Below are 13,338 nucleotides of genomic sequence, written 5' to 3'. Positions count from 1 at the left end.
CAGTAGCCTGGCGGCATGGACTTCCTGGCGATCCCCACGCTCACCGGCACTGTGGCCACGCTCGAGCCGCTTGCGCCAGAGCACGCCGGGGAACTGGCGGAAGCGGTCGCGGAGGAGGACCTCTACCAGCTCTGGTACACCCGTCTGCCTTCCCCTGAGGGCATGGGTACGGAGATCGAGCGCCGTCTGGCCAAGCACAGGGCTGGTCAGGTCGTGCCGTGGACGATCAGGGCTGCGGACGGGCGGGCGGTGGGGATGACCACGTTTCTCAACGTCCGTGCCGATCACCGGCGCCTGGAAATCGGTTCGACCTGGATCGCTCCCAGTGTCCAGGGCACCGGGGTCAACACCGAGGTGAAGCTGCTGCAGCTCACCCACGCCTTCGAGGCTCTGAACTGTATCGCGGTGGAGTTCCGCACGCACTGGCACAACCAGCGGTCGAGGCGGGCGATCGCCGCCCTGGGGGCGAAGCAGGACGGGGTGCTGCGCAATCACGACCTGTGGCGTGATGGGACCATGCGCGATGTGGTGGTGTTCTCCATCATCAACAGCGAGTGGCCCACCGTACGGTTGTCCCTGACCGAGAAGCTACGCACCCGCCTCCTGGGCTGAACGCCCCCGGTGTTGTGCCGGGAGCATGTCCCCGGGATGGTGGGGCCGCCGATGGACGGCAGGGTCCGTGTTACCGCCGTGAGCGTGCTGTGCTGCAACGACCGTTGAAGGGGGGCGAGGAAGTGGAGCTCGTACGCAGGGCGGTGGAACGGCCCGGGGCGCGGATCAGCTATCTGGACACCGGCGGTGCGGCCCCGGTGGTGGTGTTCCTGCACGGGCTGGCCGGCAGCGCCGGGGAGCTCGTGCCCTCGGCCCGGGCGCTGTGGCCCCAGCACCGGTGCGTGCTGGTGGACCAGCGCGGACACGGGCACAGCACCCGGGTGCCGGCCGACACCGGGCGACAGGCCTTCGTCGGCGACGTCGTCGCGGTGCTCGATGTGGTGGCACCCGATCAGCCGGTGGTGCTGGTGGGCCAGTCCATGGGAGCGCACACCGCGGTACTCACCGCCGCCGGCCACCCGCAGCGGGTGGCCGGTCTGGTGCTGCTGGAAGCCGATGTGCACGGCGGGGACCCGGGCGAAGCAGCCGCGGTGGGGAAGTTCTTCCGTTCCTGGCCCGCGCCCTTCGCCTCCCGGGCCGAGGCCACCGATGTTCTCGGGGCGAGCCCCCTGGCCAAGGCTTGGGTGGCGGACCTGGAACCCACTGATCAAGGCTATCGGCCCCGGTTCGACCCAGCCGTCATGGAAGCCGTGCTCCAGGCGGTGCACGTGCCGCGGTGGGCCGAGTGGGCTGCGGTGGCCGCCCCGACCACGGTCGTCTTCGCCGCGGAGTCGATGTTCACCCCCGCCCGGCAGGACGCCTTCGTCGCCGCCCGTGCGGGCACCCGACGGGTCGATCTGTCTAGTGGGTCCCATGATGCTCACCTGGACGCCGCCGAGGAGTGGACCGCCGCGCTGCGCAACACCCTGAAAATCATGCCCTGACAGCGGGTGCGCCGGTCGGGCACCAAAGCGCCCCTGATCTCCTGCACCATCGATGGCAAGAGGGAGTGCTGTCAGGGGCGACGTATGGCAGCCAGATGGCACTCGGGAAAGCGGTGCAACGAGTCAGGCAGGCTCACCGTGCGCCAGGCCTCGTCGAACCCGGCTCGGGCAAGCCGTGCACTCATCTCCTCGGGATGCCAGCGCCAGGCCGGTGCCACCGCGTGATCGAACGGCACCACCGGTTGCCCTTCGCCATCGGTGCTCTGGAAGGCCAGCAGCACCACGCCGCCGGCCGGCATGCGCTGTGCCCAGGAAGCGAGCACGCCACCGATCAGGTGGGGGACGATGTGGATCAGGTTGAACCGGGCCAGTACACCCCGCAGCGGAACCAGCTGATCGGTCGACTCCGAGGAGTCGTTGAGGTTCGCCTCACCGCGCCGGAACACCACCTCGGGGTGTGACCTGCCGGCGATGTTCAGCATGGCGTCTGACGGATCGATGCCCACGACGTGAAGGCCGTGGTGGGCGAGTTCGGCGGTGACGTGCCCGGTCCCGCACCCGATGTCCACCACGGTGCCCTCACCATGGTGCTCCAGGACCATGTCCGCGAAGGTGGCGACCGCATGCCGTTCCAGAGGTGTCTGGAACGGGTCCGGGAAGGTGAGCTCGTACTGTTCGGCCAGTGCGTCGTAGCCGGGTTGGGTTCCCACGCGGGACAGCCTTCCACACCGCGGTGTCCACCGGGCGCCTTGCCGACTCTCGGGGTGGTGGATCGACGGTTGCGGGTGTGCTCGGGAGGGCTCCAGCGGGGTTCAGATAGCGTGCAGCGCCCGTGCGCAACGCAGCAGTCCCTGGGCCCGAGGCCGCTCCGGTGCTCCGCGGTGGCCGGTGCGTGTTACTGCGTGTGCGCCAGCACGTAGCGGTCCAGGCCGTCCTGGCTGGCCTCGAGCTCGAAGCCGCGGCGGGTGAGTAGCCGGGTCGAGGCGGTGTTGGCCGGATCGGCCCGGGCGATCAACCGGACCGGACCGTAGACGTCCGGGACCGTGGCCACGGCCAGGTCGAGCATGGCTCCGGCCACCCCGCGCCCCCAGTGCTCCGCGGACACCCAGTAGCCGATCTCCACGCCCGCATCGCACCGGGTGGTGACCACCAGGCCCACCGCCTCGCCACCTGCTTCAGCGATGAACCACCGGACCGACCCACCCTGCTCGACCGGCTTCTGCTGCAGCGCGGCACGAAGTCGGTCCTGGATGGTTTGCGGCGCCCAGGGGCGACCGTCACCGACGAAACGGGTCACTCGCTCGTCGGTGGCCAGGCCGGTGAAGAAAGCAGTGTCCGCCTCGTGGAACGGGCGCAGCGTGATCGAAGGGCGGGTGGGCAGGCATAGGGCAAGACCTTTGCAGTAGGAGCGGGGCCCCTGTCACCGTATCCGGCACCGGGTGATCCATGGTCACCCCGTGTCGTGAAGGTCGCAATTCACGCGCGGTCACCGTGGTGGGCAGTGATGCTGCCCTAACGTGGTGAGCGTGATGTGCTCCTCGCCCGCCCTGATCGAACGGGCTGTTCGTGCGGACGCGGTGGCCGTGCACGAGCTTCGGTGCCAGATCGAGGACTGGCTGGGTGAGCAGGGCATCGAGCAGTGGGGCCACGGCCATGTGAGCCGCCAGGAGATCACCGAGCAGATCCGGGCCGGCCAGTGGCACGTGGTCCGAGATCCCGCCCTGGGAGTCGCCGCGGCCGCGCGGCTGTTGTGGGCCGATCCCGAGGTCTGGGGTGCCGATGACACCCCAGCGGTCTATGTCCACGGGCTGATGGTCCACCGCGGTGCGGCCGGCCGTGGCCTAGGAGCGTTTGTCCTCGACTGGGCTGGGGAGTGTGGCCGGGCTGAAGGAGCAGAGGTCATCAGGCTGGACTGTGTGGAGTCGAACACGGCGTTGCGGGCTTTATACCAGCGGCAGGGGTTCCAAGAGGTAGGCCGGCGGGACTTTGATGGTCCCTGGTACAGCGCCACCTTGCTGGAGAGGACCTTGCAGGCAGGGTCACCGCTGGCATTCCGGAAACCGCACCCTATCGACCATGGGGAATAGGAGTTGGCTCAGCGGTGTCCTGCGCGGGTGGCCCCGGTGCCGTAGTGCCGTTCGACCGTGGCCACGCGCACGGTGTACTCCGTGTACCACTCGCGGGCTCCGCGGTGCTGGGCCTCTAGGTGCTCGGTGACCTGTTTCCAGGCCCGGGCGTGCTGAGCGGTCTCCCAGTAGGACACGGTGATGCCGAACCCATCGGGATTTCGGGTGCTCTCCATCGACAGGAACCCGGGTTGTTGCCGGGCCAGCTCCTCCATGTGCTCAGCGGTGTCGTCGTACCCCTCCCCGGGTGCGGACGCCGATCGTTGGCTGGAGAAGATCACCGCGGTATAGGGCGGCCGCTCAGAGGTCATGCTCCCAGTATCAGGGCCGCTGGCCAGTAGCGGTGAAGCGTGCATCAGGCACGCACTGACGCGCACCTACTGCAGCCTCGACGGGCTCGACGGGTTGTGGCGTTGCCGTTGAGGTTCTTGCTCATCCTCCTGGGGTCAGTGTCCGGTGTCGAACCCGGGTTGTGCGGTGCGTTCCTGGGCGGGGAGCAGTTCCTGGAAGAGGGTGATCTGCAGCCCGGCTGGGGCGTCGATCCGGGAGTTCAGCGACTGCCAGGGGGTGCGCACCGGGGCCGCGACCACTTCCCCGCCGGCGTTCTGCAGGCGATCGGTGGTCTGCGGGGCGTCGTTGACCTCGAAGGCCAGGCGGATGGCCGGGCTGGGGCGGCCGTCGGCCTCGATCTGGTCGATGACCTGCTTGTGCGCGGGGCTGGTGATCTCCAGGGTGGCCCGGCCGGCCTCGAGGATGGCCACCCGGTCCTCGGGGCCTTCGGTGAAAGAGGCCGACTCGGGCATGCCCAAGGCGTCGCGGAAGAAGGCCAGGGCGGCGTCGTAGTCTTCGGCCTCGACCACCACGCGCAACTGACGAACCGGCGGGTGCTGCTGTTCAGATTCCATGAGCCCATGGTGGACTCTCACACCGGTGTGAGGATCAAGGCCTGCCGAGGTCGGTGATGACCTCCTCCAGGGTGTCCCGAGCCCGAACCGCCTCCCGCACCGCGGCGTCCAGGCGTTGATGCTCCTGGGCCAGGCGGGTTTGCAGGTGTCCGGTCCGTTCCCGGGGCGGGGCGTCCAGGCAGGGGAGCAGCTCGGCGATCACCCGGCTGCACAGTCCGGCGGCGTAGAGCTGCTGGATGCGCACCACCCGCTCCACGTCACCCGGGCGAAAGCGGCGGTGCCCGGCCGGGGTGCGGTGGGCGCGCAGCAGCCCCTGGTCCTCGTAGTAGCGCAGCGACCGGGCACTGACACCGGTCGCCTCCGCCAGCTCACCGATCCTCATGGGCCCCATCCTCACCCAGCAGCTCAGCAATCAAAGGCACCAAGGGTGGGGTCAGGCCTCGATGCCGATCACCGTGGTGCCGGCCGCGACGTCGCGGGTCACCACCGCCCCGGCGCCGATCTTCGCCCCATCCCCGATGGTGACCGGGCCGACCACCTTGGCCCCGGAGCCGATGAGCACCCGGTCCCCGACGAGGGCGTGGCGCCGGCCCGGGGAGCCGTCGCCGACGAAGCTGGCCCCTTGGTAGATGGTCACGTCGTCACCGATCACGCTGGTCTGCCCGATGACGACCTCGCTGCCGTGGTCGATGAACAGCCGGTGCCCGATCGCCGCACCGGGGTGGATGGTGATGCCGGTGGCTTTCGCGGAGGCGGTGGCGATGGCCTGGGCGGCGGGTTTGCCCCACCGGGTGGACCACAGGCGGTGGGCAATCCGGTGGGCGGCCACCGCGTGCAGCCCCGGATAGCTCAGCAGCGTGGCCGCGATGCCCTGCCCTGCGGGGTCGGCGGCGGCGATCGCGCGGGCATCGGCCAGGACACTGGGACGGGTGGAGTCAACCATGGGCACACCCTAGAAGACATCCGGCCGGGGGCGGCTCACCCCTACCGGCTTTACATATGGCCCGGTTAGCGGCGAACCGTGGTGCGGCAGAGGTTCCCAGGTGGTGGCCCCGAGCGAGGTCCTTGCGTATCTACGCGGGTGTGCGGCATACGGTGGGAGCTATCGAGTGGAGAGGCGTGATTTGGTGAGACGAGCCCTGCACGTGCATCCGCTGAGCACCTATCTGGTGTTCCAAGCCCTCACCCCGGTGCTGGCTCTGGCCTACGCCGCCGTCCTGTCACCGGGCGGCGGCTGGTCGGCCTGGTTGCTGTGTTGGGCGGTGCTGATGGGAGTGGGGTTGGTGTGGACCCAGCTGGTGTGGGGCCCGTGCTGGAAGGCCGGGGCCGACTACGGCTTGACTGCTGGGGTTCGCATCGCCCTGATGGCCGTCTCTGGTCTGGCGCTGATACTGCCCTTCCTGGTGCTGAACGTGGTCGTCGACCCGGTGTGGTTTCTCTACGTCGTGGTCCTGACCCCCTACGGACTGGTGGGCGGGTTGTTCGGTGGGGCCGTCCTGGCCATCAGGGACCGTGGTGCTGTTCCTGTCCCCCGTCTCTACGATGCCGCCGACGGGAACCACCGCTAAGGAGGTGGGCGCCCGCCCGCCCGCGGGTATGCCGGCTCCACCGGCGGTTCAGGTGGTGTTGCTGTCTGCCACTTGCGGGGCTACAGGCCAGGTAGCGCCAGTTGCCCGGACGCTACGGCTCGTCGACGGTCGCGCGACCCGAGCGGGGTGCAGACGCTGGCGGGTTGCTCCTCGAGGTAGCACGTCAGGTGCGGGCGGAGGGGTGGAAGGCCCAACGTCTCAGCCAGCTGCTCGACCCGAGCGAGAACGGAATCCGGGGGCATGTCTTCCCAGCGGGCGGTCTCGGTGGCCCCCCATTGGGGCATGTGGTCGCTGGTGTAAGCGGGGGAGAGCCCGAGTTCGTCCCGCCACCAGGCGATGACGGCTTGTTCGAGGTTGTAGGCGTCGTCGCCGGTGGGCACGTCTAGGCTCCAGGCGAGCTGCCAGCCGCGCCGGCGGTGTTCGTCGATGCGTGTGCCGCCGCGTTTGGCGCACCCGATCTTGACGGCGTCTCGATCCGCGACGAGATAGAGGGTGGCAGGCCCGGCGTAGGGGAACGCGCTGTTGCAGTAGCGACAGATGCCGCGGCCCGCGGCCACGTTGTTGAGGGTCGGGGTCACGGTGTGGCCGCACGCGTGGCGGCATCGCCAGGGCTTGTTGCTTCCCCGGTAGGGCTCCAGTGGTTCGAGGCGGGAGGCGTTCATGATCGCGCGTGCAGTCGGTTCTGGCATGAGAAGGCGGACGGAGGCGTCCTGGGCCGCGCAGGAGCGACAGCCGCCCTGGCCTCGTTTGGTGTTCGTGTACGTGGGGCTGACTTCGCGTCCGCAGCGTCCGTGCCGGCACCGCCACGGACGGTCCACACCGGGGAATTGCTCCAACGGTTCCAGGCCGGCCCTGCGCATGAGTACAGCCGCCTCGTCGTGGTTGAGCTGCTGGGCGGTATGGGTTGCTTCCTGTCCGCATTCGCGACAGGGTCCCTGCCCGGCGGCGAGGTTGGCCAACCGTGGGGTGACGACTCTGCCGCAAACGGTGTGCCGCGCCGGCCACGGGACCGAGGATGACCCTGGGTACGGCTGCAGCGGTTCCAGCCCATGGTCGCGGAAGTACGTTTCAGCGGACTCGGGGGACCACACGGTGAACCCTTGCTGGCTGAGCCAACAGGGTCGGCACGCGGTGCCGTTTCTGCGCACCGTATTCAGGGTCGGTGTGCGCACCTGGCCACATGGTTCGTGCCGACAACGCCAAGGTTTGTCCGCGCCGGGGTACGGCTCGAGCGGCTCGAACTGGGCTGCCCGCATGGTGCTCTCTGCTCCCTCGGCGAGGCCGGCTCGACGGTTCGCACCCCGCTTCTCACCGGCGCACCGCCGGCAAGCTCTTCCCCGCTTCCTGACGTTCGAGTACAGCGGAGCGATCGGCTCCCCGCACGGTTCATGAATGCATGGCCACGGAACACCGGAACCTGGGTACGGCACCAACGGCACGCAGCCCGCGGCGTGCATAATGCGCGCTGCCTCAGTCGGATCAACCTTGCGTGTCATCCCGCCGCCTCCCGTCCTGAGCCACACAATAAGGGACCGCCGCACCGAAAGGTGTCAGGTGAATGTTCATGCCGTGAGAATCAAAGGCGGAGGTGCCCGCCTGGATGCCAGTGACCCGCACGGATGTGTTTCGGTTCGTTTGGTCCTACAACGACTAGGGGATCATGAAGCTATGACATCAAAAGGCGAAGACTGGGCAGGGCTTTGTTGCTGGGTTGAGGAGGCACAAACTCTGTCCTCCGATTTCGCCGCGTACCCGCTTGCCAGGAACAGTCTGCTTGCAGGTGACACGAGTGGAATGCCGAACGGCATCTCCGTAGCGGCCGTTGCACGCGCGTTCCTGGACTCTGCCGTAAACGACCTTGCCACAGCCGTTTCCAGCATTACGGCAGGTCAAATTCATCCAGTCGGAGTTGCGACTCTGACACGTGGCTCCGTCGAGCTCGCAGGCGTGGGGATGTGGGTGTTAACAGGAAGCAAGCGTCAAGGACGCCAGCAGCGCGCACTCCGAGTCGCATACGACTCTGCTTTCAACGCCACTAAGTTCTTTGAGGGCCTCACTGACACGTCGAACTCGTCAGAAGGACTATTGCAGGAGAGCGCTCAAGGTGCTCAGAGCTATAGAGAAACATGCGATCAGATCGTAACGGCCGCTGTGGCTCTGGGGATAAAAAAGACAGCTGTAACGGCGCGTCTCGACAGAACGGGCCACCTAAAAAGCGTTGATGCTGCAAGGGGAACAAACTTCTACCAAAAATGGCAACTCTGTTCTGGGTACGCCCACGGCCTTGCCTGGGCTCCTGGGATCTTCAACCGTCACCTCTACGCCCATGAGATGGAGGGAGGCGGCTCACTGCAAGGCAGCCACCTCCCTGAAGACAGGGCCTTCGCCATGCTCACCTGGGGAAGACACGCCATCGAGGAGCTGCGAGGCACTTTCGCCGCGGGACGCATCTCAATGCCGGACTTCGGTGAAGATGCAACCCTGTTCTCAGGAGATCCCGAGAAAGCCCAAGAACTATTCGGGCATTGAACCTAAGGGGCGGTGCACATGGTGGACTTGGGCGCCCTGTGGCGCCCGGCCGATATCGCTCAAAGGCTTGGGTGCATCATCCGGCAGGGCAACTGAGGTCGCGGACGATCTCGACGGCCGGCTCCCTGTGCGCAGGGGAGCTAAAGGGTGATGTCTCACTTCCGGACTGACGCGCAGGGAGCAGATGCCAGTCATGTGCGGCGCCGGTACGACCTCTGGGTGAATCCAAGATTTGAAGGCCATGTAAAGCGTCCTGGGACCAGCGGCGTGTCTCTGGCGAGGCTGGGAATGCCGCACCATCAGGTGACAGGTCAGAGAGTCAACGTAAGTCGGGGCAGTCCCCCTACCCACACTCATCCGTGAAGGCCCGTATTACTTTAAAAACAAATATTTGAGTCGCCGCCCGAAGACACCTCGGGCGGCGACTCAAATAATTTAGAGCTTCGACTGAATATTCTAGCCGATGCGAAAAGTTTCAGCTTTGGTTATCATTTCAAGGCGGCTTCAATTTCTGCTACAACTGGCCCCCAAACGTCCCACACGTCTCCAATAAGCCGTTGGCCAGCGCGAGTCTTGCCGCTGAATCGATGGCTTTCATAACTAGGGTTGAGAAAAAGCATGGGACCTTCCGTCCTAATTATCTCGTGGTTCTCGAGGATCCGTAGCACATTCTGTAATTCCCCTCCCTTAATAGACTGCCGTCCTTGCAGTTTCATAATAAAAGCCCCCCGATCGCCACTGTGTCCATGTGCCCGTGTTAGATTCATAAGCATATTAAGAAATCGAACGGCTCGTGCGTTAGTATCCACAGAATCTTCCTCGTCTGGTAGATCCTGCCTATATGAGACCCATGGGTGGACGAGGTTGGTCTCGGGGGACACTTGAAGCTCGAAGTCCCCTTCCAGGGGCCAGCGTGTAATTTCCATTGGGAGGCGCAACGCCCCCTTCACCGCCAAAGTAACTCCACCGAGCGTCGTGTCTTTGCCCGTCGGTACTCCACGGTGGGCAAATTCCACAGATCCGCCCTCAATACTTAAACTGTCGCAACGTACGAACAAATCCGGTCCTAGCACCACGGAAGTGCCACGGGCAGGAATAGAAATGCTTCCATCGGTTTCTAATGTCAAACCCTCTAGGGGTCCGTAAAGCCGGATTTCACCGGTCTTGTCAGGAACGAGGGTGAAAGATACTTCCACCTGATCCTTAAGTCTCCGCAAATATATGAAAACCTGGAACAGCCCATCGCAGCCTTCCGAAACCGTCACTGCTGCAGATGTACCGCTGAACTCTCCGGCAGTAACCGACGCATGAAGGGCGGCTAGCTGCCATTCGTCAATAAGGTCGTTTTCACTGTCAAGTGTGACAAAATCAAACAATAGACCTGATTCGTTTCCGACGGCAAGAAGCCTAGGGCCGGAGATTGTCGTACCAAATCTTCGGGCCGCGACATAGGCTCGGAACACTGCACTCGCCCACCTATTTTCATCTCGGAACGGGTGGTCATCCAAGAAAGGTCGCACCCTCTCGATGTATTTTTCTCGGATTTCTGGCTTGGTAATATAACTAAGGGCCGGCTCCGAAGCCCCCGCGAGATCGTGACACAACCAGTCGACTTGTTCTTCGGGCGTATACGTCAAATTAGCATTGAGACCGAGATCGCCAGCCACGGGTTGCAGCTTTTTTTGATCACGTTCGAGTAATCCAGTAAGAATTCGACCCAGCTCTTTGAGGTGCCGAGCATCTTGGTTCGACTCTCCAAACATTGCTGGAATGGAGTACAGGTTCGCATTATCGTGGAGTGCGGCGGCTACTGCGTCTAGGACAGGGGCATAGCCAGCAAAGGTCTGAGCGGTTTCATCCGGAACGGCACCAACAAGCGAATTAAGTACGGCGTCCCGTGCGGGCGCATAATGCACCGATTTGACTGCTTCGGGCTTGCGCCGACAAACTACCCCATCGATATATTGGATTCGTTCCTCAGGGCCGAAGTGAGAAATTTCCAACCACGCAATATTACGACCAGCTTCCGCAAGATTAAGCCACACTTCCTCCAGGGTTCGTTCCCGTCCAAGAAGGACGAAACGGCAACTCGAGAGGCTTCTATTTGAAAGTGACTCGAGAAACTCCATCCAAGACGTTCCGGATACCCGGGATCGTGCTTCATCGAGTGAGTCGATAATGACAGTTGGTCGTAATCCGTCAAGACGGGACTCCACTTCAGTGGTACCAAGGTACTGGCTCAGTACAAAGTCTAGAGACGTTCCGCTGACGGCCTTGTCCTGCTCTAGCTTCCATAGTGGGCTGCCAATCTGTCGCGCCAACTCAGCGGCGGCAGTACTTTTTCCAGCGGCCCCTCGAGCCGAGACCAGAATGACATCGGAGGTAAGATCTCCTAGACTTTCCTTGATGAGTAACTCGGGATTGACAAAGGATGTAGCAGTATTTACGTGTCCGAAGGCATTCTGTTTTTTGCCTTTTAGGCCAGTGCCTTGGAGCGCATGGACAAGATCGCCAAAGTTCAAGTGTTTTTCCACTCCCTAATCCAAGCGCAATTGCTGCTAAAAATCAATGGTTCCTAGAGCGGCCTCCTCATCCCCGTTGCCTGCTGACGGCTTCCAAGGGCGCTGGTTCCACTTCAACTTCGTGTGTACACCACGTTGGTGCAACATCTTTTAGCCTCACGATGAGTGCATTTGATGCTATACCCCAATCTCCGAGCATGCTGGGGAGGGGTAACTGTGAACAGGTCTTACGCCTTTGGCTCAAACTGTATCGCTGGCCCCTTCTCCCACCAACTACTGATGGGAGGTCTGTAGCCAGCAAAGCCCAGGGCGGCTCAACACTAACTTCACATATGGCGGACTACCGGTCTTCACGAAGTTGACGGCGCAATAGGAGTGCCGAACTGGATGCGCTCACAGCCGGCGGCTTCCATGGCCCGGGTCTGCAGCGCCGGGTCGTGCTCGGCCGAGCTCACTCGCGCGTAGTCCAGGCGTGTCGCCAGTTTCCCTCCCCGTTGTCCCCCGTCAAAGGGGGCCTCGCTGTACCAGCGGATCTGGGAGCTGCCGTAAACCACGACCATCGGAGGCCGTTTTCTGGGGCCGGATCCGAACGTGTCCATACTGTGAATGAACCTCGTTCGGAAATAACGCAACGGCTGGCGTTGGTCGCAGATAAATGACAATGACAGCTTTACTGAAGGCCCCAGGTTATTTTTCCTCAGGGCGCTTCCTGTATCAGTTTAAGCATGGCCTCGGTGTCATTTTCACCGTTCCACACCGAGTAGTGGCCGCGTTGCCGTTCAATGTTGTTTCGAACGGCTTGATCCGGCAGGTCTCGAAAAATGAAAATCGAAAGGACCCGATTGTTGTTTTCTCCATTTCGTTGAATCGCCATGATTTTCGAACGTTGCGCCACGGTCGACCTTTGTGGAAATATATAGATATTGAAGCGCATTCCGTCTGAGGGCCTACGGAGTATGGCATCTGGATCTGCCAACGAGTCGGATCGTGTGGAATTTTCAACCTGGTACCTTTTCTCTCCCTGTTCCGCAAATAAAGTTTGCATCACCTCGTTTCTGTAGAGTTGCCCTTCTGCCACAGCGGAGAATGCAGGGGTTCCATTCGTGGCCTCTAGATAGTTCGCAACAGCCTCGTTGATTCGCTCCACTGATCCAGCGTCATTCAACCACGGGCGGATTCGACGCTCAGACGCGCCTGTCTGCAGCTCGTCCTGCGCGGAATTTTCTGCTTCCAAAAGTGCCTTTTCGACTCTCCGAACTCTGTCTTCGAGACTAATTAGTGATTTATATTCTTCCTGGTTTTGCTTTTTTTTCGATTTTTGCGTTTCAGTTCGACTCGTCCACAGCTGGCTCGGTCCAATTTCTGCGACCGACTGAGTTAAATGACCTACGAGAATACCACATGCCGTTTTCTGTGTGTCATTGGGGGCCCATTTTTGAAGATCCACAAGAAAACTCATGGCTAATTCAGGTGGCAATTCCGGATCATCTGATCGTTTTGCCAATGCTCGAGAGGTAACCCATTCAAAGCTTTCCCACCATGTGCGGTTTTCTTCGATTTCCTTATCGTGATTCAAGCGAGTATCGTCCGCTTCCCGTGTACTTTTGATCTGTCGATTTAGCATGGCTGCGGCGATGCTGGCGGCAATCACGGCGGCGAGGCCAGCTGCCCCAGGGCTGGTAAGAAACTCCGTCGCTGCGACATCCCATCCCCACCCAGCCCTAGAGATTCTCATCCCCACCATCCCGCTCATCACTCCCAAGATGGACACGGCAATTCCATATACCAACCATCGGAAGGGCCACTTGGTTTGGTAGAAAAGGACGATGTGCGAGTACCACTTTGGCACGGTCTTGCGGAGCCATTGCATGGGAGAGACCGTGAAGCGGCCAGGGGGGCGACCTTCGGTCGCAGGAGTGGAATTTGCGGGCATGTACATAGTTTCCCAGTTGATGCCCGTTGTCGCGCTACGTTTAACGTTCGGGACTGATGCACCGATAGGTGACAGGTTGACCTGACCTATGGTTTGGTTGCCAGTCGTGGTCGCTAGCTTCCAGCGGTGGTGAGTGCCTGCGGCGTTCGAGCGAGGTCGTATTCGTGCGGGGTGGCGTACTCGAGTGCGGAGTGTCGGC

The 13,338-nt window shown here is 62.8% G+C and carries 14 protein-coding genes; 5 read left to right on the top strand and 9 right to left on the bottom strand.

Translation table 11 applies throughout. From position 1 onward, the window contains the following. Positions 1–15: 15 nt before the first annotated feature. The gene (locus tag CRM73_RS01715) at positions 16–612 is read left to right on the top strand and encodes a GNAT family N-acetyltransferase (RefSeq protein WP_229586576.1); all 597 of its coding nucleotides are present in this window, start codon (positions 16–18) and stop codon (positions 610–612) included. A 122-nt stretch (positions 613–734) separates the two neighbouring features. Further along, entirely contained in the window at positions 735–1,535 is an 801-nt protein-coding gene (locus CRM73_RS01710; protein ID WP_229586575.1) for an alpha/beta fold hydrolase, read from the top strand. A 71-nt stretch (positions 1,536–1,606) separates the two neighbouring features. Here CRM73_RS01710 and CRM73_RS01705 read toward each other — a convergent pair whose 3' ends face one another. Further along, positions 1,607–2,245, bottom strand: a complete 639-nt coding sequence (locus CRM73_RS01705; RefSeq protein ID WP_229586573.1) for a class I SAM-dependent methyltransferase — start codon at positions 2,243–2,245, stop codon at positions 1,607–1,609. Between the two features lie 185 nt (positions 2,246–2,430). Next, complete coding sequence (locus tag CRM73_RS01700) at positions 2,431–2,892, bottom strand: GNAT family N-acetyltransferase (protein ID WP_255662302.1); 462 nt, start codon at positions 2,890–2,892, stop codon at positions 2,431–2,433. A gap of 160 nt (positions 2,893–3,052) precedes the next feature. Between CRM73_RS01700 and CRM73_RS01695 the strand changes: the two genes are divergently transcribed. Then, the gene (locus tag CRM73_RS01695) at positions 3,053–3,622 is read left to right on the top strand and encodes a GNAT family N-acetyltransferase (RefSeq protein ID WP_229586572.1); all 570 of its coding nucleotides are present in this window, start codon (positions 3,053–3,055) and stop codon (positions 3,620–3,622) included. A gap of 8 nt (positions 3,623–3,630) precedes the next feature. Here CRM73_RS01695 and CRM73_RS01690 read toward each other — a convergent pair whose 3' ends face one another. The 4 genes from CRM73_RS01690 to epsC form a co-directional block, all read right to left on the bottom strand. Further along, positions 3,631–3,972, bottom strand: coding sequence for an antibiotic biosynthesis monooxygenase (locus CRM73_RS01690; protein WP_229586570.1), 342 nt, complete (start codon positions 3,970–3,972; stop codon positions 3,631–3,633). Positions 3,973–4,107: 135 nt separating this feature from the next. After that, the gene (locus CRM73_RS01685; protein WP_229586569.1) at positions 4,108–4,566 is read right to left on the bottom strand and encodes a VOC family protein; all 459 of its coding nucleotides are present in this window, start codon (positions 4,564–4,566) and stop codon (positions 4,108–4,110) included. 34 nt (positions 4,567–4,600) lie between these two features. Next, positions 4,601–4,948, bottom strand: a complete 348-nt coding sequence (locus CRM73_RS01680; protein WP_229586568.1) for a MerR family transcriptional regulator — start codon at positions 4,946–4,948, stop codon at positions 4,601–4,603. A gap of 51 nt (positions 4,949–4,999) precedes the next feature. Beyond that, positions 5,000–5,509 (bottom strand): serine O-acetyltransferase EpsC, encoded by a 510-nt coding sequence (gene epsC, locus CRM73_RS01675; RefSeq protein ID WP_229586567.1) that lies wholly within the window; start codon positions 5,507–5,509, stop codon positions 5,000–5,002. 181 nt (positions 5,510–5,690) lie between these two features. On the opposite strand from epsC, the gene CRM73_RS01670 reads away from it, so the two are divergent. Continuing rightward, positions 5,691–6,134 carry a hypothetical protein gene (locus tag CRM73_RS01670; protein ID WP_229586566.1) on the top strand — a complete coding sequence of 148 codons (444 nt, stop codon included), beginning with the start codon at positions 5,691–5,693 and terminating at the stop codon, positions 6,132–6,134. A gap of 80 nt (positions 6,135–6,214) precedes the next feature. Here CRM73_RS01670 and CRM73_RS01665 read toward each other — a convergent pair whose 3' ends face one another. After that, positions 6,215–6,817, bottom strand: coding sequence for a hypothetical protein (locus CRM73_RS01665; RefSeq protein WP_229586565.1), 603 nt, complete (start codon positions 6,815–6,817; stop codon positions 6,215–6,217). Positions 6,818–7,823: 1,006 nt separating this feature from the next. Here CRM73_RS01665 and CRM73_RS01660 point away from each other — a divergent pair. Next, positions 7,824–8,684 carry a hypothetical protein gene (locus CRM73_RS01660; protein WP_229586564.1) on the top strand — a complete coding sequence of 287 codons (861 nt, stop codon included), beginning with the start codon at positions 7,824–7,826 and terminating at the stop codon, positions 8,682–8,684. 488 nt (positions 8,685–9,172) lie between these two features. Here CRM73_RS01660 and CRM73_RS01655 read toward each other — a convergent pair whose 3' ends face one another. Both CRM73_RS01655 and CRM73_RS01650 read right to left on the bottom strand, forming a co-directional pair. Next, positions 9,173–11,218: a hypothetical protein gene (locus CRM73_RS01655; protein ID WP_229586563.1), complete on the bottom strand. Its 2,046-nt coding sequence runs from the start codon at positions 11,216–11,218 to the stop codon at positions 9,173–9,175. Positions 11,219–11,903: 685 nt separating this feature from the next. Then, positions 11,904–12,977: a hypothetical protein gene (locus CRM73_RS01650; RefSeq protein WP_229586562.1), complete on the bottom strand. Its 1,074-nt coding sequence runs from the start codon at positions 12,975–12,977 to the stop codon at positions 11,904–11,906. Positions 12,978–13,338: the final 361 nt, after the last annotated feature.

Source organism: Kocuria sp. CCUG 69068, from assembly GCF_020833785.1.
Lineage (GTDB): Bacteria > Actinomycetota > Actinomycetes > Actinomycetales > Micrococcaceae > Kocuria > Kocuria rosea.
The sequence above is the reverse complement of the archived record's forward strand: the minus strand, read 5'-3'. Positions and strand labels throughout refer to the sequence as shown.

Excerpts from the sequence above, each read along its gene's own strand:
- CRM73_RS01690 (WP_229586570.1), bottom strand. The coding sequence starts at position 3,972 with ATGACCTCTGAGCGGCCGCCCTATACCGCGGTGATCTTCTCCAGCCAA.
- CRM73_RS01680 (WP_229586568.1), bottom strand. The coding sequence starts at position 4,948 with ATGAGGATCGGTGAGCTGGCGGAGGCGACCGGTGTCAGTGCCCGGTCG.
- epsC (WP_229586567.1), bottom strand. The coding sequence starts at position 5,509 with ATGGTTGACTCCACCCGTCCCAGTGTCCTGGCCGATGCCCGCGCGATC.
- CRM73_RS01660 (WP_229586564.1), top strand. The coding sequence starts at position 7,824 with ATGACATCAAAAGGCGAAGACTGGGCAGGGCTTTGTTGCTGGGTTGAG.
- CRM73_RS01665 (WP_229586565.1), bottom strand. The coding sequence starts at position 6,817 with ATGAACGCCTCCCGCCTCGAACCACTGGAGCCCTACCGGGGAAGCAAC.
- CRM73_RS01685 (WP_229586569.1), bottom strand. The coding sequence starts at position 4,566 with ATGGAATCTGAACAGCAGCACCCGCCGGTTCGTCAGTTGCGCGTGGTG.
- CRM73_RS01715 (WP_229586576.1), top strand. The coding sequence starts at position 16 with ATGGACTTCCTGGCGATCCCCACGCTCACCGGCACTGTGGCCACGCTC.